General features: G+C 36.7%; 20 protein-coding genes. 9 read left to right on the forward strand and 11 right to left on the reverse strand.

Going from position 1 to position 20,129, the window contains the following annotated elements; all coding sequences use genetic code 11:
* Positions 1–59: 59 nt before the first annotated feature.
* Positions 60–1,190, reverse strand: coding sequence for a tRNA epoxyqueuosine(34) reductase QueG (gene queG, locus MHB65_RS20770; RefSeq protein ID WP_342441584.1), 1,131 nt, complete (start codon positions 1,188–1,190; stop codon positions 60–62).
* A gap of 59 nt (positions 1,191–1,249) precedes the next feature.
* Here queG and MHB65_RS20775 point away from each other — a divergent pair, with 59 nt between their 5' ends.
* The 3 genes from MHB65_RS20775 (at position 1,250) to MHB65_RS20785 (ending at position 4,346) form a co-directional block, all read left to right on the forward strand.
* Entirely contained in the window at positions 1,250–1,939 is a 690-nt protein-coding gene (locus MHB65_RS20775; RefSeq protein WP_342441585.1) for a phenylalanine--tRNA ligase beta subunit-related protein, read from the forward strand.
* 15 nt (positions 1,940–1,954) lie between these two features.
* Positions 1,955–2,464, forward strand: a complete 510-nt coding sequence (locus tag MHB65_RS20780) for a hypothetical protein (RefSeq protein WP_205445559.1) — start codon at positions 1,955–1,957, stop codon at positions 2,462–2,464.
* A gap of 295 nt (positions 2,465–2,759) precedes the next feature.
* Entirely contained in the window at positions 2,760–4,346 is a 1,587-nt protein-coding gene (locus MHB65_RS20785) for a catalase (protein WP_342441586.1), read from the forward strand.
* A 344-nt stretch (positions 4,347–4,690) separates the two neighbouring features.
* Here the strand turns inward: MHB65_RS20785 and MHB65_RS20790 are convergent, their stop codons facing one another.
* The 3 genes from MHB65_RS20790 to MHB65_RS20800 all read right to left on the reverse strand — a co-directional run bounded on the left by MHB65_RS20790 (position 4,691) and on the right by MHB65_RS20800 (position 7,473).
* Positions 4,691–5,902: an IS110 family transposase gene (locus MHB65_RS20790; protein WP_342441587.1), complete on the reverse strand. Its 1,212-nt coding sequence runs from the start codon at positions 5,900–5,902 to the stop codon at positions 4,691–4,693.
* Between the two features lie 248 nt (positions 5,903–6,150).
* The gene (locus tag MHB65_RS20795) at positions 6,151–6,552 is read right to left on the reverse strand and encodes a cytidine deaminase (RefSeq protein WP_342441588.1); all 402 of its coding nucleotides are present in this window, start codon (positions 6,550–6,552) and stop codon (positions 6,151–6,153) included.
* A 15-nt stretch (positions 6,553–6,567) separates the two neighbouring features.
* Positions 6,568–7,473, reverse strand: coding sequence for an LD-carboxypeptidase (locus MHB65_RS20800; RefSeq protein ID WP_342441589.1), 906 nt, complete (start codon positions 7,471–7,473; stop codon positions 6,568–6,570).
* 121 nt (positions 7,474–7,594) lie between these two features.
* Here MHB65_RS20800 and MHB65_RS20805 point away from each other — a divergent pair, with 121 nt between their 5' ends.
* Positions 7,595–8,494, forward strand: coding sequence for a DMT family transporter (locus MHB65_RS20805; protein WP_342441590.1), 900 nt, complete (start codon positions 7,595–7,597; stop codon positions 8,492–8,494).
* Between the two features lie 20 nt (positions 8,495–8,514).
* Here the strand turns inward: MHB65_RS20805 and nagB are convergent, their stop codons facing one another.
* On the reverse strand, positions 8,515–9,228 hold the full coding sequence (gene nagB / locus MHB65_RS20810) for a glucosamine-6-phosphate deaminase (RefSeq protein ID WP_342441591.1): 714 nt from the start codon (positions 9,226–9,228) through the stop codon (positions 8,515–8,517).
* Positions 9,229–9,415: 187 nt separating this feature from the next.
* On the opposite strand from nagB, the gene MHB65_RS20815 reads away from it, so the two are divergent.
* Complete coding sequence (locus MHB65_RS20815; protein WP_342441592.1) at positions 9,416–10,162, forward strand: arylamine N-acetyltransferase; 747 nt, start codon at positions 9,416–9,418, stop codon at positions 10,160–10,162.
* A 38-nt stretch (positions 10,163–10,200) separates the two neighbouring features.
* On the opposite strand, the gene MHB65_RS20820 is transcribed toward MHB65_RS20815, so the two are convergent.
* The 3 genes from MHB65_RS20820 to MHB65_RS20830 form a co-directional block, all read right to left on the reverse strand.
* Complete coding sequence (locus tag MHB65_RS20820) at positions 10,201–11,289, reverse strand: S-layer homology domain-containing protein (RefSeq protein WP_342441593.1); 1,089 nt, start codon at positions 11,287–11,289, stop codon at positions 10,201–10,203.
* Between the two features lie 99 nt (positions 11,290–11,388).
* Positions 11,389–12,078 carry an ABC transporter ATP-binding protein gene (locus MHB65_RS20825; RefSeq protein ID WP_342441594.1) on the reverse strand — a complete coding sequence of 230 codons (690 nt, stop codon included), beginning with the start codon at positions 12,076–12,078 and terminating at the stop codon, positions 11,389–11,391.
* A 2-nt stretch (positions 12,079–12,080) separates the two neighbouring features.
* Positions 12,081–13,112: an ABC transporter permease gene (locus MHB65_RS20830; RefSeq protein ID WP_342441595.1), complete on the reverse strand. Its 1,032-nt coding sequence runs from the start codon at positions 13,110–13,112 to the stop codon at positions 12,081–12,083.
* A 352-nt stretch (positions 13,113–13,464) separates the two neighbouring features.
* On the opposite strand from MHB65_RS20830, the gene MHB65_RS20835 reads away from it, so the two are divergent.
* On the forward strand, positions 13,465–14,013 hold the full coding sequence (locus MHB65_RS20835; RefSeq protein WP_342441596.1) for a DnaA N-terminal domain-containing protein: 549 nt from the start codon (positions 13,465–13,467) through the stop codon (positions 14,011–14,013).
* Positions 14,014–14,287: 274 nt separating this feature from the next.
* Here the strand turns inward: MHB65_RS20835 and MHB65_RS20840 are convergent, their stop codons facing one another.
* The 3 genes from MHB65_RS20840 to MHB65_RS20850 form a co-directional block, all read right to left on the reverse strand.
* Positions 14,288–15,826, reverse strand: coding sequence for a M56 family metallopeptidase (locus MHB65_RS20840; protein ID WP_342441597.1), 1,539 nt, complete (start codon positions 15,824–15,826; stop codon positions 14,288–14,290).
* A 1-nt stretch (position 15,827) separates the two neighbouring features.
* Entirely contained in the window at positions 15,828–16,196 is a 369-nt protein-coding gene (locus tag MHB65_RS20845) for a BlaI/MecI/CopY family transcriptional regulator (RefSeq protein WP_342441598.1), read from the reverse strand.
* A 327-nt stretch (positions 16,197–16,523) separates the two neighbouring features.
* Complete coding sequence (locus MHB65_RS20850) at positions 16,524–16,871, reverse strand: hypothetical protein (protein WP_342441599.1); 348 nt, start codon at positions 16,869–16,871, stop codon at positions 16,524–16,526.
* 941 nt (positions 16,872–17,812) lie between these two features.
* Between MHB65_RS20850 and MHB65_RS20855 the strand changes: the two genes are divergently transcribed.
* The 3 genes from MHB65_RS20855 (at position 17,813) to MHB65_RS20865 (ending at position 19,627) form a co-directional block, all read left to right on the forward strand.
* Positions 17,813–18,634, forward strand: coding sequence for a DUF2785 domain-containing protein (locus tag MHB65_RS20855; protein ID WP_342441600.1), 822 nt, complete (start codon positions 17,813–17,815; stop codon positions 18,632–18,634).
* 460 nt (positions 18,635–19,094) lie between these two features.
* Entirely contained in the window at positions 19,095–19,298 is a 204-nt protein-coding gene (locus tag MHB65_RS20860) for a hypothetical protein (protein WP_342441601.1), read from the forward strand.
* The gene (locus MHB65_RS20865; RefSeq protein WP_342441602.1) at positions 19,277–19,627 is read left to right on the forward strand and encodes a DUF6241 domain-containing protein; all 351 of its coding nucleotides are present in this window, start codon (positions 19,277–19,279) and stop codon (positions 19,625–19,627) included. Before MHB65_RS20860 ends, MHB65_RS20865 begins: the two co-directional genes overlap by 22 nt.
* Positions 19,628–20,129: the final 502 nt, after the last annotated feature.

The following is a 20,129-nucleotide window of genomic DNA, read 5'->3' on the forward strand; positions in this document are numbered from 1 at the left end:
ATCAACTGATTTCATCCCTACATTGAAATGTAGTTAACCAATTGTCCCTAGATCCAATCTTACTTGAAAAACTGCAAACCTTTATGAATTTCACTCAGTACTTCTTCGTCCTGCTCGATAGCTTCGGCTTCATGTAAAGCTGATTGGGCCGTTTCTCCGCCTATCTTGCCCAATGCCCATGCAGCTGTTCCTCGAATGACAGGACGGTCATCTTTATGAAGTAAAGCAATCAAATCTGGTATGGCGGCTTCCTCTTTAAAATGAGCAAGTGCCAAGATGGCGTTACGTTGGATAGGCTTTTTCCCACGCCATGAGCCTGAGACGTGACCATACTTCGCCTTAAATTCTCGATTGGAAATCGTTAAAAGCGGTGTCAGTAATGGCTTGGCTAGCTCTGGATCTGGCATAAATTCTTCATGCATCCAATTAATTTTCCCTTTATTTTTAGGACATACGGTCTGGCATGTATCACAGCCATACAGTCGATTACCGATATGACTACGAAACTCATCTGGCAATGTTCCCTTCGTTTGAGTCAGAAAAGCAATACAGCGCTGTGCATTCAATTGTCCACCTTGGATTAAGGCTCCCGTTGGACAAACATCCAAGCATAGGCGACAATCTCCGCATTCATCCTCCATTGGCTTATCTGGCGCAAATGGAATATTTGTGATGAGCTCTCCCAAATACACATAGGAACCAAATTCAGGGGTGATAATCGAGCAATTTTTGCCGCTCCAACCAATGCCTGCACGTTCTGCTACCGCCCGATCTACAAGTGCTCCTGTATCTACCATTGATTCAATACGTACACCTTCGACATGTTCCTCAAGCCAAGCAGATAATAACTTTAAACGCTCGCGTAATGCTGTATGATAATCGACACCCCATGAAGCACGGCAGAAAATTCCACGTCGCGCACCCTTTTTACCAATTGGTGCATTTTGCATACGTGAAGGGTAAGCAACCGCTATTGCTACAATACTCTCTGCTTCATCTAGTAGTTGAAGGGGTTCTGTACGTTTTTGAATATCACTTTCTTCAAATCCAGACTGATAGCCGAGCTCCTGCTGTCGACGCAATCTGTTTTTTAATTCTGTAAAGGGAGCTGCTGTTGTAAAACCTATTTTATCAACACCAATGGACATCGCATATGCCACAAAATCATGTTGTAGGTCGTGTATTTTCATTTTATTTCCAACTCCTTACATGGTACAATAATAGAAATAGATAAAGTAGGTGATGTTCATTGGAAATTTCCATTAACCAATCTCTATTAACACAACATCCCGAGCTAAAAATCGGCATTATTCATTATACCAAAATTGCCGTAGCGGAATCTCCTCAAATGATTAAAGGGCGTATGCAATTGTATCAGGAAAATCTCTTTCTTGAAATGCAGGAACTTCCTGTAACACAGCGTGAGGGTATTGCAGAATGGCGACAGCTCTGGAAAAAGCTTGGTGCTGATCCAAACCGTTATCGTCACGCAGCAGAAAGCCTAATGCGTCGAATTAGTAAGCAAAACTACTTAACGCCAATTCATTCAGGTGTTGATTTAAATAACTTCTTTTCACTCCAATATGAAATGCCTATTGGACTATATGATATCGCTCAAATCAAAGAATTTGTAGAAATTGATCTTGGTCATGACGAAATTGGTTATGATGGTTTGAATGGGCGCTTTAATACATTAGCTAATATTCTCTACAGTCGTGATGAGGTAGGAGCATTTGGCTCACCTTTTGTTGATTCTAAACGCACAGCTGTCACAGAGGAAACAACAGAGGCGTTACATCTATTTTATCTCCGACCATCTTTAACAAATGACGTATCGAACGAACTACTTGCATCAGCAGGGAAAATGTTTAATCAAATTCATGGCGGACATTATCAAATCGCCCTCATGTCGAATGATGAGCCATCTATAACACTATAAAAAGGACGTGTTTTCGTGATTAATCTTGCAGAAGCTGTTAAACTAAAAAGTATTTTAGGAAAGAAAACTCAAGAGCTAGTAAGTGAACTACATCGCAGTGCTTTTGTAACAGTTGAAAAGGGACAAGCTCCTAAAACAAGTAATCGAGCCCTCCCCCTTATTGAAGCTGACTTAGCACAAGTTCGTCTAGATACACGTACATTAGACCGCCTAGTCTATGAAGCAAACATCCAAAACACAGTAGATTTTAAAGGTCAAAAGCTGGCACTAGTAGAAGCCATCGAACTAGCGACACAACTCCGTGCCGAGGCTGATTTGTGTAAAGATTTCAGTATGCGAGAAAAAGAGAGTGTAAGATTTGGCTATGGCGAAAATACAATGTTATATGAAATCGCTTTGTATGAGCCGGATGAATATCGAGAACGAGCAACGAAGCTTGAAAAAGATGCACATAAACTATCCAATCTTATCAATTCAAAAAATTACAGTATTCAAATTAACTTTGACGATTCCCGTTATTTCTAGCCTCGGTGCGGTGAGACTCCAAACCGAGTTGGATGTGCTGTTTTCAAATCTAGCTTTTCGGCTAATTAGTTAAAAACCAATGACAAGTTACCTGTTACTGTATGACCGATGACTCATGACCAACTATAAGCAATGGCCATACTCAAAACAACTTGATTCCATTTGAAAACGCCATCCAAGGCTCTCCTACATTTATGTATGGAGAGCTTTTTTATTAGCTCAAAGAATAATTTGGATGACTAGTTTGCCCCATTCAAGGACAAAATGGAAGTATCTATAGGAAAGGGGTCATACTATGACACAGCAAAATGATTCAACACATGAGCAAGATATGACATTGACCAATCGACAGGGACATCCAATTACGAACAATCAAAATTTAAGAACAGTTGGTAATCGAGGTCCTGCAACACTTGAAAATTATGATTTTCTAGAGAAGATGAGCCACTTTGACAGAGAAAGAGTTCCAGAACGGGTTGTGCATGCTCGTGGTGCTGGGGCACATGGGTATTTTGAATCCTATGGTGTTGTTGGCAATGCACCCATTTCTAAATATACACGCGCAAAAGTCTTTCAGGATAAAGGGAAGAAAACGCCTGTCTTTGTGCGCTTTTCAACTGTTATCCATGGTGGTCACTCTCCAGAAACATTACGTGATCCCCGTGGTTTTGCAGTAAAGTTTTATACAGAGGATGGCAACTGGGATTTAGTAGGTAATAATTTAAAAATCTTCTTTATCCGGGATGCACTGAAATTTCCAGATATGATTCATGCTTTTAAGCCTGACCCCATTACTAATATTCAAAACGTTGAACGTTTCTTTGATTTTTGCGCTAGCTCACCAGAAACCTTCCATATGGTAACATTCGTGTACTCTCCTTGGGGGATTCCAGCTAATTATCGTATGATGCAGGGCTCTGGGGTTAATACGTACAAGTGGGTGAATAGTGAAGGCAAGGCAGTCCTTGTCAAATATCATTGGGAACCACTACAAGGCATTAAAAATTTAACACAAAAAGAAGCAGAAGAAATCCAACAGAAAAATTTCAATCATGCTACACAAGATTTATATGATGCTATCGAACGTGGAGACTTCCCTGAATGGGAGCTACACGTTCAAATTATGGAGGATGGCCCACACCCTGAGCTTGATTTTGATCCATTGGATGACACAAAGCTTTGGCCAAACGATCAATTCCCATGGTATCCAGTCGGCAAAATGGTGTTAAACAAAAACCCTGAAGATTATTTTGCTGAGGTGGAACAGGCTACTTTCGGCACAGGGGTACTTGTTGATGGCTTAGATTTCTCTGATGATAAAATGTTGCAAGGTCGTACTTTCTCTTATTCTGATACACAACGCCATCGTGTAGGAGCCAACTACTTACAGCTTCCAATTAACGCACCTAAAAAACGTGTAGCAACCAATCAACATGGTGGGCAAATGATGTACAAGCGTGATTTGGCACCTGGCCAAAATCCACATATTAATTATGAGCCGTCCATGCTTAATGGATTAAAGGAAGCAACACAAGCGGGTAAAGAATACACACCATACATTGAAGGAAACCTTGTTCGCGAATCGATTGATCGTCAAAGTAATACCAAACAGGCCGGTGAGACTTATCGTAACTTTGAACAGTGGGAGCGCGATGAACTTCTTGAAAATTTAATAAATGATCTATCGGTCTGTCATGAGGACATTCAAAACGCTATGATTGCTTTGGCAGAAGAAGCCGATGAAGAATATGGTAGCTTACTCAAGGAAGGTTTGCACAACGCTAGAAAAGGCTCCTCTGCATCAAAACCACTTGGCAATATCAATGGTGATCAAGCACCACAAGATGCTATGAATAAAGGACACGATGCCGAGCCTTATTAACTAAGCTAAAAAAGAGGCTGGAACATAACTAACTGGGACCTTCTTAAACCCGAATAATCTCTAAATTAACAAAACATGATAACTAGAAAAACCTAACTATTCCGAAACACTTCACGTGAGCGTTTCAGTGGATAGTTAGGTTTTTTTGTTGGCTGAAACACTTTTGTCCCAGCCTCTTTCTTACGATTAGTCAACTTTATTTAATGAATAATTTATATTTTTATGAGTGTGAAGTGGTGAGGGATATCCCTCACCACTTCACACTCATTTTTAGATACGCCAAAAAGACCTGACGATTTTTATTTTTTTCGAAAGGTCATTATGATATAGTTCTATGTAGGTGATTACGATTTCTGAGCTGGTAGTGCGGACTCATAATCGTAAAGAATGCCACGCGTCAGTAACTGAAATGTCACTTTCAGAAACTTATTGATGCAGGCGATGATCGCAACCTTATGAGGCTTCCTCTGAGGTTGCTTTTTTAATTTGTAGTAATAGTCCACAAAATGATTCGGTTTTCCTTTAGCCATAAGCATTGCGCACACCATAAAATATAAAATCTTTCGTAAATGTTTGTTTCCTCGTTTATTAATTCTGTCTCGATATTGCATATTCCCAGACTGGTACCGCATAATATCAATGCCTGCGTAAGCGTTCAGTTGTTTCGCATTTTGAAAGCGGTGGATGTCACCAATCTCTCCAATTAATCGGCACGCCGTTGAATCGCCAATTCCAGGAATCGATCGAAATACTAGATATTCTTTTCGTCCTTCCGACAATTCCACCATCTGTTTCACAAGCGTATCTTTCTTCTCTTGTAAATCCGCAATGCGAGCTGCGTAATCTCGTGCTTGATCACAACGAATATCTGTTGGTTTAATCGCGGGGTAACTATTTTCAGCTGCTTCTAATAATGTAATAGCTTTAGCCTCCGCACGCATTAGCGAGAGGTTTTTTCGCGTATTGGCCTTTAAACGATTTTTAATCATCGTTTTTGAATGGGCTTGTAAAAGTGCGGGGTGTGGATAGAGTTGTACAATATTTAAAAATAGTGCTGAACTCGGTGTAATCAGCTTTTCTAATTCTGGAAAACTCAGCTGTAAAATGGCATGCATTCTACTTTTGAGTAAAATGATTTCTTCATCAATTTCATCGTAGTAACGAGTCAGTGCACGCATCTGTTCATAATAATCGTCTTGTATGTACGTTATTTCGCGTTCCATTTTAAAATGAGTCTTCGCAAGTTCATGGGCATCACTAATATCGGTTTTATGACGACGCATCGTTGCCATCTGTAAATTCGCTTCAAGTGGATTCATGCGGCAGTATGCGTAGCCGTAATCTTTGAAAAATGCTTCGATAGGTTTTGAATAGGTACCTGTTGCTTCAAATACGATAGCTGGTGCTTGTCCATCTTGTTCTATTCGTTCGTTTAATCGCTCAAAATCACCGCGTGTATGAAGTAGCACACCTTCGAATTCACATTGGCGGTGACCATCATAAATCGCAACAGTACTTTTTCCTTTACTGACATCTAACGCAATGACATGTTTCATCTCATTCTTCTCCTTTTGACCAATCATAGAAGCCTTCACAGTACCTTATTGATTCCACTTTCTTATACACGATCTCTTAGGACCCAACATACTAAACTGATTCCTCTAAGGGTATGAAGTTAGCCGGTTTTATATACGGACTCACAAATGGTCCCAGAGGCTGGTCGACTTTTCTTCACTTCTACAATAAAAAATAGTAGCACAAACCATGGCCTTGGTTTGTACTACTAATGTTAGTATGTTTTGCTTTATTGTTCATATGCCTTATACCAATGATATGGTTGAATTTCCTTTAATGATTTAAATATCAATTCACCATCTGCATTCGTAATCGCTGCCTTTACATTCTCTCCCCAATAGAAAAGTCTTTCCTGACAGACTCCACAGGGTGTTAGCACTACAAATTTAGATGTTTCGTCTTCCCTAGCAACACAAATCGAATGCGTAACCTTTGTATTAAATTTGTGTGCCTCTAGAATGGCACCCGTTTCCATACATAATTCAGTAGCTGCATTTATGACCTCTGGTGCAACACTTGTTAAAATCCGACCATCTTCGGTATATAAAGCTGCAGCTCCTCCCCATCCGGAGGGATATCTTTTTACTGCTAGTGCAACCGCAGCTTCATACAGTGCTTTTTCAATATCCATAGTTCCCTCTCCCTATCATACATGCACGCCTGGTAGTATCTTCAACACCTTTTCCTGTGCGTCTAAAATAGCCTCTGTTCCTAATGGGATCGCAATATTCGTTGTTTCATGTCCGATCTTAAAACCTGCCACGACTGGAATCCCTAAATCTGCAAAATACTCCTTCATTAACAGATGAAGTGCTGCTTCATCAGTTCCTGTCTGTGTAAATGAACCAATGATGACTCCTGCTAATTGCTCGAACTTCCTTGCTTGTTTTAAATGCTGAAGCATCGAATCAATAACCGGAATCGTTTCATTTATATCCTCTATTAATAAAATCCTGCCCTCAGTTTGCACTTCAAATTTGGTTCCTAGTGTGCTGACAAGACGATAGAGATTTCCTCCAATCATTTCACCACGTGCGATGCCTCCAGCAATCGTTGTTAACGGAGAAATTGCCTCTGTATACTGAATTTCCATAGGGGAAAATAGTTGTAAAAACATTTTCTTCGATAAATCATCCATCTTATTAGCTGACATAAGCATTGGTCCATGAAATGTCACCATATTGGCATATTCATTAATCGCACAATGTATATATGTAACATCAGAAAAGCCCCAGAAAATTTTAGGATTCTCCTCTATTAAGGCATAATCAATTTTTTCAGCTATTCTGGCAGAGCCATAGCCTCCCTTTACACAAAAGATTGCTTTCACTTCTGGGTTTTTCACCATGTCATGAAAATCAGCTAGTCTGATTTCATCACTACCTGCCAAATATTCATGTTTTGCATGAATCGTATCACCCACAATATAACGAAGTCCCAATTCGTCTAAAAAGGCTACTGCTTCTCCTAGTTTTTCAGGCTCTACAAGACTTGAAAGTGCAACAACACCGACTAAATCTCCCTTTTGTAAACATGGTACGGTACTTTTCACAGTTATTCCTCCTCTTGTTTTCCTTATTTTAGCATAGCAAAACTTCAGAGGCATTGATTATTGCTACGCTGACTGCCTATAATTAACTTTACTATTCAATTAATAAAGGGGTTATGGCTTCATGAAAATACCACCATATATATTATTAGTACTCGCAACTCTTTTATGGGGTGGTAATTTTGTTATTGGACGTGCCGTTAGCGGAGATATCCCTCCCCTAACACTTGCCTTTTTACGCTGGTGTGTCGCATTTATTATCTTTTTTCCCATAGCATTTCGCCAATTAAAGCGTGAATGGCGGATACTGAAAAAACATTGGCTGATTGTCATTATCTTATCGTTAACAGGTGTTGCAGCATTTAACACGCTTGTTTACATTGGATTACATTACACAACGTCCATTAATGCATCGTTGATGAACTCTTCTACGCCTATAATGATTTACATACTTTCTTTTATTTTTTTGAAGGAAAAACTATCAAAATTTCAGTTAATAGGGACCGTTTTATCTCTGTGTGGAGTTGCCTTTATTATAATGGGAGGCTCTTTTACAAGGATGGTAGATTTTACTTTCAACAAAGGGGACTTAATTGTGATCGCAGCGGTATTTTGTTGGAGCGTGTATTCATTGCTCATTAAACAATATGCCACTCGTTTACCAGGGCAATCTACCTTTCTAGTAACGATTGGACTTGGGGCTATTGTGTTATTCCCATTTTCTCTCTATGAAACACTGTCTAGCGCAACTGTAATTCATTGGGAATGGTCAACCATTGCTGCTATTTTATATGTTGGTATTTTCGCTTCCATCGTTGCTTTTCTCTGCTGGAACAGTGGTGTTATCCAGCTTGGAGCGAACAAGGCAAGTATTTATTTAAATTTCATTCCTGTTTTCGCTTCCATTTTTGCCGTCCTTTTTCTTGATGAAAAATTGCATTCATTTCAGCTTATAGGTGGGCTAGCCGTTGTTGCGGGGGTTATTCTATCAGGAAAAACAAACAAGCAAAGACTTCAATCCTAAGAAGTCTTTGCTTATTTTTTCTAATTCGTACCACCATAAATTATGGTAACATTCGGATGGTTTAATAATTGGCTTGCTGGGAATTCTTCTGTAATAAGACCACTTTTCAATTTTTCAATCGCTGGGATCTTTTTTTCACCAAAGGCAATGAGGATGATTTCCTTTGCCTTCATTATGGAGTGAATGCCCATTGTAATCGCATGTGTTGGCACTTCAGACGGATCATCAAAGTAAATTGCATTTTCTGTTCTTGTGGACTCTGTTAACTCCACAATATTCGTCTTAGAATCAAACGATGTTCCTGGCTCATTAAAACCGATGTGGCCATTAACACCAATGCCAAGAAGTTGTAAATCAATGCCTCCCGCATCTTCAATACGTTCATCATATGCAGCACATTCATCAGCTAAATTGGTTGCCTTCCCATTTGGTAAATGAATATTTTCTGGCTGTATATCTACAAAATTAAATAAATTCTCATGCATAAATGTCCAATAACTTGCTGGACTTGTTTGCTCAAGACCTACATACTCATCCAAGTTAAAAGTTTGTACTTCCTTAAAAGATAAACGGCCAGCCTGATGTCGTGTCACTAATTCCTTATACATACCAACAGGTGATCCACCAGTTGCTAAACCTAAAACACTATCAGGTTTCTCCTGTATTTGCTTCGAGAAAATGTTAGCTGCCACTTCACTCATTTCCTCATATGTATTCACTTCTATCCATTTCATTCTTTATACGATACCTACCCTTACCATTAATATTATTAACTAATATGTAAAATATTTCACTATATAGTAGCTAATATATTAATCTTACTAGTTATTTAGCTATTTTTCTATCATTTCCTCCTTCAGTTTATGCGTGTAATCCAAGACTATTTCGGTTATGTTATTAATAAGGAAGTGAGGCGATTTTATGAATGAACAGATTCAGCACTATTTACAGCATATTCAATTTCAAGGAACGTTAGAGCCATCTATCCAGTTACTTGGACAACTACAAACTAAACATCTATTAACCATTCCCTATGAAAATTTAGATGTTGCCTTGAACCGTGGTATCTCCTTCGCTATTCCTGATTTATTTCAAAAAATAATTATTGATAAACGTGGTGGCAATTGCTTTGAACTAAATATCTTATTCAGCTGGCTTTTGCGGGAGCTTGGCTATTCTGTCACCAATCGTTATGCCCAGTTTTGGCGCAACATAACGGAAAATACTCCTCCAGAGGAAATCCCCATGCATCAACTATTGCTAGTGAACGATGGTGGTCAATTCTATATCTCAGATGTAGGTGTCGGTGCCTTAGCGCCCTGTAAACCAGTGCCATTGATTGCTGGCTATCAACATCGTGAAGGTAAAGAGTTATATAAAATAGATTATGATGAAGCGAATGGTTGGATGCTGTTGGAACAAACTAAACATAGTTGGCGTTTGCTATATAGTTTTCACGACGATGCCAATGATGCAAAATTTGCACCACGACTCTCCAAGCAAAAAAATAAAATTGCTATGATTCGCACCACTCGTGGTCGTCATACTATGATGAACAATGAATTTAGAATCTATGAAGGTTCTTCGTTAACAACCTACACAACACAAACTGAGAAGGAATGGTTGCTAGCCCTTCAGCGTTTTTTTCATATTACATTACACGACTAAAAACAAAGCAAGCCCACTTCGAAAAGCAGGCTTGCTTTCTACTTTTTCATTGTTCGATTAAGCAGCTCAAACACGACAATGTCATTGTGTAACTCTTTCACTAAACCTATTCCATCCACAAAACAATAGGTTTTCACTGTACCATTAGTTATGGATTTTTCTTCTAGAATGACGACACCTGAATATTGCACTTCTCCAGCTTGAACAATACCATTAGTCGTTTTGACTGTCACTCGTACACCTGACGTAACTCCTGCATCATCCTCATGTAATATAACACCTATTCTAAGCGGTAGCTCCAAATATAAATCATAATGTGTGTTACCATCACGAGCAATGGCTTGACCGTAGATACGATCATCGCCGTATATCAGTTCATTAGGAAAGGTTTGTTCTGTACTTAAATTTTCGACTACCCATACATCATTTTTACCGTCATGGTGATCGTATTGATAATTTAACGTATAACGTTGATGATCATTTAAAGAATAATAGGCATACGTATAAATAAAAGCAGGATCTTTTAGCAAATCTGGTTTAGATAGCGTCATAGCACGTGCTAAAAATGCTGAAAAGTGAGCACGTGTAACAGGTTCATCTGGTTTAAATGTACCGTCCTCATACCCCCTTACTAAATGATTATAAGCTAGGGTTAAAATTTCTTTATATCCTGGTGTTTGTTCTGTTAAGTCTGTAAAGTAATCAGGCGCGGAGCCCTTAAGCTGGAAGGCTCTTTGTAGCACAATGGCCATTTGTCCTCTTGTCATGATTGCATCTGGATTAAATATACGGCCCTCTTCAAAGATCCCCGCATTTTGTACCGCTGCAATTTCTTTATAATACTTATGTGTGGTTGTTACATCCTGAAATTTTGGATTTTCTATATTGATTGTATTTAATCCTAAGGCACGAGTTAATATAACAGCTACCTGTGCCTTCGTAACATTTTCATTTGGTTTGAATAGTTTATTTGAATAGCCCTTTATAATATCCTGCTCCACTAAATAATCTATCTCTGTTGATAATGTTTCATCTGCTAAATCTATAAAGTTTGCCGCTTGTGCTTCCTTAGGTAATATGGCAACCGTCATTAGGATCAAAAATACTAGTTTCAATGGTTTTTTCATGTTTTCCCTCCTTCCTCCATTCATTACCCTTCTAAGCTATCTCTTACTCTTCAAACAAAAATACCACAACCATTTATTATATGATTGTGGTCATTCCTATTAGTACATAGTATTTGGTAACACGACACCATCGCTCATTTTAATAATACGATCAGTGTAAGCAAGCATTTCCTCATCGTGTGTCACCATTAATGTTGTAATATTTAATGTTTTGGTTAATTCTTTTAGCAGCAACATAATTTCCTTGGAGCGCTGGGAATCTAAACTAGCCGTTGGTTCATCAGCAAACAATACTTTCGGTTGATGAATAATAGCACGTGCGATTGCTACGCGTTGCTTCTCTCCACCTGACAAAGAAGAAGGATAAGCGGTTTTACGATGAGCCATTCCAACTAATTGCAATAGGCGATTGACTTCATGTTTTTGTTCATTCTTTTTTAATGGAGATTCAGCAACATCTAGCATTAATAGCAATTGTTCCTCAACTGTCAAAAATGGGACGAGATGTGCAAACTGAAAGACAAAGCCGAATTTACTTGCACGTAATTTTCGTACTTGTTCAGCGCTCATCGTTGTTAGATTTTGTTCTTCAAATAGCACTTGCCCATCTGTTGCTGGTTGTAGTCCTGCAGCTATCGTTAATAATGTACTTTTCCCCGAGCCAGATGCACCTACCAATGCTGTAATCTCTCCTTCTTGTAAAGAAAGATTGATGCCCTTTAAGATCTCCTCCTCGACTTCACCATTCTTAAACGTTTTTCGTACTTCATCAATTGTAAATAACGTCATGATTAAGCCTCCCCTTGCTGTATAGCCTGTAACGGTTCAATTTTTTTAATTTGCATTCCTGACAATGTAGCTCCGATAAAGCCAATGATAAGAAACACAATGGATAACTGTGTTGTAGTACCTATTGATAAGGTGAAAGGCATCCCCTTAGGAGCAACAATATTAAATAGTTGACTAAGGCTGACAGATACCACAAGTGAGAAGACTGTAATAATAGCCATCTGTGTCCAGATCATTTTAAATAACTTGCTTGTCTTTAAACCAATCGCTTTTAAGATGCCATACAAGCCAATTTTTTGGACATTCATCATATAGAAGAAAATAGCAAACAACATCCCACTAATCACAACTAAGAACCATATAATCATATTTAAAGATAACTGTTCCGCACTATAACTAGGAATTGTATTGAGAAATTCTTTATTGCTATATGCTTGTAGCCCCTTAAAATCTTTCGGCTCGCTATTTGGTACATAAATTAACTGCTTATCATTTACTCGATACATCTCCTCATAAGCCTCTTCACTAATATAAGCGACAGGAGCATGGCTATATTTCTTTTGCTCTATAAAACCTTTTACAATGAACTTTCCACTGTATTGATTATTCGTTAATATATCTCCAACTCGAATTCCTTTATCTTGCAGCGAGCTATCCAAAAGTACCTCACCCTGATGCACATTGCTAAATAGCGTTGATTCCGTAGATGTGACAAAGGCAACACTTTGCTGTTTATCATCCTGATCGTTTAAAAAGCCCATCTGTATCGAAAAAGCTACTGCCTCTTTTTCTTGACTAATGACTTCCTGCTGCAGATTGCTATCGATTCTTGAAAGATTAAACGTCCCATCTGCATCCTCAGCCATATAAAATTGTCCCTTTGGTAAATCCTTAATTAAAGCTGCATTATCTTGTGACAGACCATTTGCTAATCCCGAGATAATAAACGTTAAAAAACTAACTAGGAAGATAATGGAGCCCAAGATTAAAAACCGTACTTTATTCTTCTTCATTTCTTTCCAGGCAAGATTCATCACTAACCCCTCCATTTCTTTGATTACTCATAGCTTAAAATTGTTAAATGAACAGAGCATGAACTAATCATTAAAATGTAGGGATAATATAAAAAAACCGCTCTTTAAAGGGCATTTATTATCCTTTAGAGGGATCGTTTTAAAAAATAGCTCATTGTATTATTTTGTTCAGAAATTTACTTAGGCGCTTATTCTTTAATAGCCACTGATTTACTTCCTCTCAGCCTTTTTCTTAAGCTAGTCATACCTTCTAAGTGGCCATAAATCTCCAATTTAATATTCTAACATGAGTAAAACTAAACAATTTTACTTACAGATTTAAGTGATATTATAGAACTGGAGGTGAACTAAATTGGAAAACGAAACAGAAAAAATTATGATTGAATTGTTACGAGAAATAAAGCAAGAACAACAAAAGATAAATCAACGCCTAGTTAAATTGGACAAACGTTTTGATGAAATGGATGAAAACCTCAGTTACATTGCTGGCGAACTAGGAAATCTGTGTATGAACACAATTATTCCAACAATGAGCGAACCTAAACCTACAACGAAAAAACAAGTAAATAAACAAATGCCAGATGAAAACTTGAAAAACGTAGTACTAGAGATTAATAGTTTAGAAGAACTATGGAACACTGTCCTGGCTCAAATTGAACAAAGGGTTTCTAAACCAAGCTTCGAAACGTGGATGAAATCTACTAAACTATTTTCATATAATGGGTCAACTTTGAGTATTAGTGCGCCAAATGTGTTTGCTCGTGATTGGCTCGATAATCATTATATTCATTTGTTTAAAGTAGTATTAAAGGAGATCACAGGTGAAGACTTGCTTGTCGAATTTATTGTTCAAAAAAACTTGGACTCGGACGATTTCCCTGTTTCAGTGACGAATTCATAAAGAGAAAACTTTTAGAGTTAAATGAAGATGTGTAGTGATGCTAAGCAAATAAAAAGTATATTATGTGCTGGAAAATCCATACATAATATACTTTTTCATTATAGGAATATTTCGTTATTTCCTGTAACGAATCTCATTTTCATTCTATATAAAAGCATGTAAATATAAATAATGGAATAGATATCTAATCAAGATTTTAAGTGAAATCTATAAATCCTATGCAAATGAAGTAAAACGTTATCTTCTTTGTAAGAAGAAGACTACAACACGATTTCTATGGTGTAGACTTCATATATCGTGGTGTAGTACCTATAGAATCCTGGCTTGGGAAAGGCAGATGATCATTGTTCGTTACCCAACCACCAAAACGAAATGTGAATTCCACTCGTGCGTCTGTATTCTGTGTATCAATATCTCGCATATAGTCCTTCAATCTATTTTCTAGGTAATTCGGTGCGATGAAATCTGCATAGGGTATAGCCTTTAACTCATTAAATGGCAGCAAATAGGCTTCGATAAGGGTATTGAGCTCATCATATTCAACAGGTGCTAGTAGCTCATAGTCATATTCAATATGAATTACCGTTGTATATTTTTGTCCATTCTGTTTATGCACAATTTCAATTGGGTATTGGTATCTTGCTTCAGTTCCAATAACACCCGCTGAAAACACATCTCGATAGAGCTCTTTGTTTATAGTAGGCTCAGGTGGCACCGTTTTTCTATCACTCATATTCTTTGGGTAAATAATAAATTTGTCTGTTGCAAAGTAGCCTCTTGATGCACCATTTAAAATGGATTCTTTCATAAATGTTTCATCTAAATAGTTCAATGACTTGCTGGAAATAGCAAATGCTGAACTGACAGCCATTCCACCTGTTGTAAATAAAATTAATAGTACCATCACAACGATTCCTGATTTCTTCTTACTCATATCCATAATGGAGAGTATTCTCTTTTTTAGAATTTGTGTACTTCCTAGAAAATTTGTAGCAAAAATACCCTCACCTCTTTTTAATTTCTCGGCATGTAGTATCGTCTGGCTATACGTTTTTCTAAGTTGGAGGTCAGTATTTTTTACTACTTCCTCATCACAAGCGTGTTCACAAAGGTTGTCCAGTTCTTTAACGAATAGATAGAACAATGGATTGAACCAATGAATACTACTAATCAGCAATACAAAAGCTTTATACCATAAATCCTTTCGTTTTAAATGAACTAACTCATGCTTCAATATCAAGGTTAGTTCTTCTTCTCGATAAGCATTATTAGGTAGCCAAATAGTATTTTTAGTAAATCCCACTAACATGGGGGAATGGATACAGCTACATGCTTTCAATGCGATTTCCTTCGTGATATTCATTTCGCTTTTAACTTTTTCAAGCAAATGAAGGGTTTTCGGTTCAGATATCGTTTGCCCCCATCTTTTCACCATGTACATAAATCGATAATGTTTTACAAGATGAACTGCCAAAAATACAACGATTCCTAAAATCCAAATGATCATCACCATCTGCCAAACAGAAAGTGCTGTCACTGTATCTACGGATGAGGACACAAGCGTTATGTAACTACTGTTAGTTGGAATAGGTTCTTTAGATGGTACTTGCACCGATTCTGATAGATTAATAACTGGGGTCGATCTATTGATTGTAAATGGTAAAATAAAACCTGCAAGGATAGCAAGCCAGCCATAATAAAGCCAGCTAGCACTGTATCGTTTTAAAAGGAAAGGCGTTACAGCCATAAAGAGTAGTCCAATAAAGGACATAACTACTGATTTAAAGAATAAACCTACCATGATACTGTGCATATTAATCCCTCTTTTCTTCCACCCATTTAATTAACGAAGCTAAATCTTCATTAGAAATAGTATCGGATTTATAGAGTGTACCTACTAAATTCATAAAGGAATTTTTATGATAGAGCTTCATAAATTGTTCTGTTTCAAAGCTTAGATAGGCATCTTTTTCTACTGTAGGGTAATAAAATCTCTCCTTAGCTTTTTTCTCACTGCGAAGAAATCCACGTTCAGTTAATCTTTTCATAAGAGATACTACGGTTTGGATTTTCCAACCTTTCTCATTTCCTATTTCGTGCATTATGATACCTGTAGTAATTGGAGGATTACTTTCCCAAACTATCTTCATAATCTCAAATTCTGCTTCAGGCAATTTTTTCATATATACTCACCCCTTTTCCATTTAAGTCAATTGTCTTAATTATATAATACATCTGTCTTAAACGGTTATCAAATTTTACTAAAATTATGTGAATGAACTGGAGTAGTTAATAAGTTGAAAAGCTCCTCGATTACATAATCTTTCGAGTTTAACTTCCCTGTTCCCGTCTGAAATTGAATCATTCCTTATCTACTACTTTTCCTTTTATTATAAAATTGGTTGTATCACACAAAAAAAACAAGAATGCTAATATAAACATTCTTGTTTTACATATATTTCTAATAGCTAAACTGGATTTTTTAGCATTTCAATAGTTTTCTTTTACTCTTAAAGCGTTTTTATATACTTTAAGATGTTATCAATATTTTCAGAATTATATTCTGCCTCTGATAAAAGATAGTACCCACTTTTAGAAAAATCAATGTGACCAAGTAAACTTTTTAAGTATGGAGAAATCAAAACCAAAACGCCATCACTTTCTAATAATTCCTCTGGAGATTCAAACCCATGAGTAACTTCTACATTAAAACTCAAATTATTCTCTTTCAATGAATTGTCTATATTTTTTTTGAGCCTCGTTGACCTTTTCTTCAAAAAAAATCCTTCTCTATCTAAACCTGTTGCAAATCCCCTAAATCCCATTGCTAATTTTGGATAAATATAAATTGTTTTCATTATGATCACCCTTTCAAAAGAATTATGATCTTTTTAATTCTAATCATAAATTTCCCTCCACCACAAATTTATGTAATATTAGGGAATGAATTCATTATCCTTCCATTTCATTATATCATGATTTTATAAATGCTTTATCGACAATTTCGCTTAGTCCAGATTTCTCCACATGTATACTCTGCATTGGGACTAGTCATAATCCCAGTACATGTTGCTCTCTGCTAATTCTTGCTGAGACATTCTGCCAAACTTTCTCCTCTTTGTGTTTTGCTTTTTATTTCTCCATTGCTAAATCAATCCCTTTTTTCAGCTCATTATCCCGTATTTCATTTAATATGGTAGTACAATCTCTCACTCTTTCTTCAAAGCGCTAATCAAGTAATGCCATACTCTTTCAATCTCTTTATCAGTTATATCTCCTTTAATTTTTAGGACAACCTGTTCCATGTATTCGCTCGATTTAGGATCCATCTGATATTTAAAGAGTAGTCCTTGCTGTGTAGGTGACAACGATAATATTTCCTGAATATTGTCTTTTCTTATTAGATAGATTGTAATTATTACTTCAGTAGAAGTTCACGCCCAAAATTTAAATTCCATTAGTTATTGCACTTTGTATTAATTTAATTTAACATACAAATGATAACTATCTAACCATTAACTTACAATGAAAATTTTTAATATTATTATATGGGTTCTTTATCCTAAAATCGGGTGGGAAAGTTTTTTAGATAGTAAGTTATCGTATAAAATACAATCGAAGGAGGAGGAATTTTATGGATTTTATGAGGAAATAAACCTCTTGGAAATAATTTATTCCTTTCTGCTATTGCGGATTGTCTCTGATCCTATCTGTACCTCATAGTAAGGGAAGAAGTCGTATAGTCAGTAGAAACCCTTGAAAAAGTTAGTTCAGAAAATTTCTAGTAGGAGCGTGTAAAATGAATTTAAAAGAAAAGTTGATATTAATAAAAGAAAATGGATACCAGGCACCCCCCGATACATTCCAGTTGATGCTAGAAATGATAAATAACATCGGTTCTTTGGATGCCCAACTACGTGATGAGCTAATTTATACGACCTTATCACATTGGATTCCTGATAATTCTCTAACAGCAAACGAACTAGAACAACTTCTACCAGTTGTTTTGGATAAAAACCATCTGCTTTTTAAGCTTGGTGAAACAAATACAGACTCTGTCTTCACTCGATCTTTCTCCATGCTAGTCATACCGCTCCTCTTCACAAGGAATAGAGAATCACCATTTCTCTCAAGAGAGCAAATTCATCAGATAAAAGAGAAAGTATTTTACAATGTACAGGAAGAGCGAGATTACCGTGGGTATGACGAAGAAAAAGGCTGGGCTCATGCTATAGCCCATGCAGCAGATGCTTTAGATGATTTGGCCCAATGCTCCGAACTGGATAAAAGTGACCTCTTAACTATCCTCGATTTGGTTTACGAAAAGATGACCATAACAGATCGAGTTTACTCCGATGGGGAAGATGAAAGAATGGTAAAATGTATAATTAGTGTATTAAATAGAAAAATACTTAGTCAGACTCATGTAGAGCAATGGATTCAAAGTTTTGGTGATGTGGAGAAAAATTCAGAATTTCTCCCTGCCTTTAAGCAAAAAAATAATATAAAGAACTTTTTGAAAAGTTTATACTTTCGAGTTAAATTTTACAATGTAGATGCCGTTCTCTGCTCGACTATCGAGCAAACATTATATAAAGTAGAAAAAGTATACTATTCCTAATTAAAATAAATGAGGGGAAAGCACCCACACTTGTCCGTCTCCACTTCAAATGTGGTAACAGGCAAACAATAGCCCTCAGGGAACATTTTTACTTCACACTTTTCACAGAAAATTTGATTTGCGGGGAATACATAAGTAGACGCTTAGGTCATGAAGACATTGAAACAACAATGAGAACTTATGCACATCTTCTAAAAGAAACCATTGAAGGAAACGATCAATTGGCAATCGATACTTTTACAGAAATGTATCAGTAGAAGAACAATAAACGCCTTACAATGTCCAAATTAAATTTTATTAAAAAAGCTCATGTTTGAAAAATAAACATGGACTTTTTTTGTTTTGCTTCCCTTAATCAATCCCGTTTAATTATAATAATCTGTTATTATTAACCTAATTACATAATATAAAGCAATATATAATTACATAATCATACAAATTACAATGAGGAGTTAATAGAATGAAAAGAAAAACAAAATCGACTACTATTATCATTGTAATAGCAGCCATCATCGGTGCAGCTTTTGCTTACACTCAATTCACAAATCCAATAGAAAAACCTGCTCAACCTGCTCACTTTCAACAAAAACAATTGTTGTTGAAGGTGACGGAGCAATTCTCGAAAGTAAAACAAAAGAAGAATTGCTTTATCCTGACAACTTAATAGAAGACAAAATAAATGAAGCCATTCACAGCATGTCTCACCAAAAGGTTCAATCTGGTGCTCAATGGGGTCACGAGCAAATAACACAAGAAAAGGTTGACCGATTGTTGGCTGTATGTAAAATGAACGATTATGAACATAACGATCTTTACATTCCAATATTGGAAAGATGGTCGAAAGGTGATTTTTCAAACGCCGTTGACGACCATAATAAAATTTGGAAATTACAACAAGGCGGAGGTGAAGAAGCCCTAGGAAAAGCAACTCGTTTGTCAACGCCAGAGGAGGAAGGGTATTATATAAAAGAATATTTCGAAAATAAAAAATAGGGAAATTTTCTATTTGTCTGCTATTTTTCAATTTATTATCATAATACTAATTACTAAAATCCACCAATTACTAAGATACAAAAAAATTATCGGCGGAGGGTTTTATATATGGAAGAAAGACCGCTAACAGACAAAGAACTTTATCACTTAAATATCGCTTTGAACGCAAAAGCCTATGGATTGAAGAACGTGTACAAGAAGAGTTTGGCGATTGAATTGATAAAATTGGCCCATGACCGTTCCCATACAATGAGAAACAAGCGCGACAACAAGTTTCTAAATTTTTACATCCATTGAGACTCCTGAGTTTATTCAAGACTTAATAGAAATGACCACAAATAAATCACGAGATCAATAACATCACAAAACGTCATTTACTTAACCGTAGTGACGTTTTTTCTTTTGGGTTATATTCCCTATTATTCTATTGGACAATCAACTATCGAAGTCGGGATATTAACAGCAATTGTTGCATACAAAGGCTCTGTTACACTACCTCCGC

The organism is Lysinibacillus sp. FSL K6-0075 (genome assembly GCF_038592945.1).
Classification (GTDB): domain Bacteria; phylum Bacillota; class Bacilli; order Bacillales_A; family Planococcaceae; genus Lysinibacillus; species Lysinibacillus fusiformis_F.

Coding starts and splice junctions, on each gene's coding strand:
- queG (WP_342441584.1), bottom strand. CDS start 1,190: ATGAAAATACACGACCTACAACATGATTTTGTGGCATATGCGATGTCC.
- MHB65_RS20785 (WP_342441586.1), top strand. CDS start 2,760: ATGACACAGCAAAATGATTCAACACATGAGCAAGATATGACATTGACC.
- MHB65_RS20790 (WP_342441587.1), bottom strand. CDS start 5,902: ATGAAACATGTCATTGCGTTAGATGTCAGTAAAGGAAAAAGTACTGTT.
- MHB65_RS20795 (WP_342441588.1), bottom strand. CDS start 6,552: ATGGATATTGAAAAAGCACTGTATGAAGCTGCGGTTGCACTAGCAGTA.
- MHB65_RS20805 (WP_342441590.1), top strand. CDS start 7,595: ATGAAAATACCACCATATATATTATTAGTACTCGCAACTCTTTTATGG.
- nagB (WP_342441591.1), bottom strand. CDS start 9,228: ATGAAATGGATAGAAGTGAATACATATGAGGAAATGAGTGAAGTGGCA.
- MHB65_RS20815 (WP_342441592.1), top strand. CDS start 9,416: ATGAATGAACAGATTCAGCACTATTTACAGCATATTCAATTTCAAGGA.
- MHB65_RS20820 (WP_342441593.1), bottom strand. CDS start 11,289: ATGAAAAAACCATTGAAACTAGTATTTTTGATCCTAATGACGGTTGCC.
- MHB65_RS20825 (WP_342441594.1), bottom strand. CDS start 12,078: ATGACGTTATTTACAATTGATGAAGTACGAAAAACGTTTAAGAATGGT.
- MHB65_RS20830 (WP_342441595.1), bottom strand. CDS start 13,112: ATGAATCTTGCCTGGAAAGAAATGAAGAAGAATAAAGTACGGTTTTTA.
- MHB65_RS20840 (WP_342441597.1), bottom strand. CDS start 15,826: ATGCACAGTATCATGGTAGGTTTATTCTTTAAATCAGTAGTTATGTCC.
- MHB65_RS20845 (WP_342441598.1), bottom strand. CDS start 16,196: ATGAAAAAATTGCCTGAAGCAGAATTTGAGATTATGAAGATAGTTTGG.
- MHB65_RS20850 (WP_342441599.1), bottom strand. CDS start 16,871: ATGAAAACAATTTATATTTATCCAAAATTAGCAATGGGATTTAGGGGA.
- MHB65_RS20855 (WP_342441600.1), top strand. CDS start 17,813: ATGAATTTAAAAGAAAAGTTGATATTAATAAAAGAAAATGGATACCAG.
- MHB65_RS20860 (WP_342441601.1), top strand. CDS start 19,095: ATGAAAAGAAAAACAAAATCGACTACTATTATCATTGTAATAGCAGCC.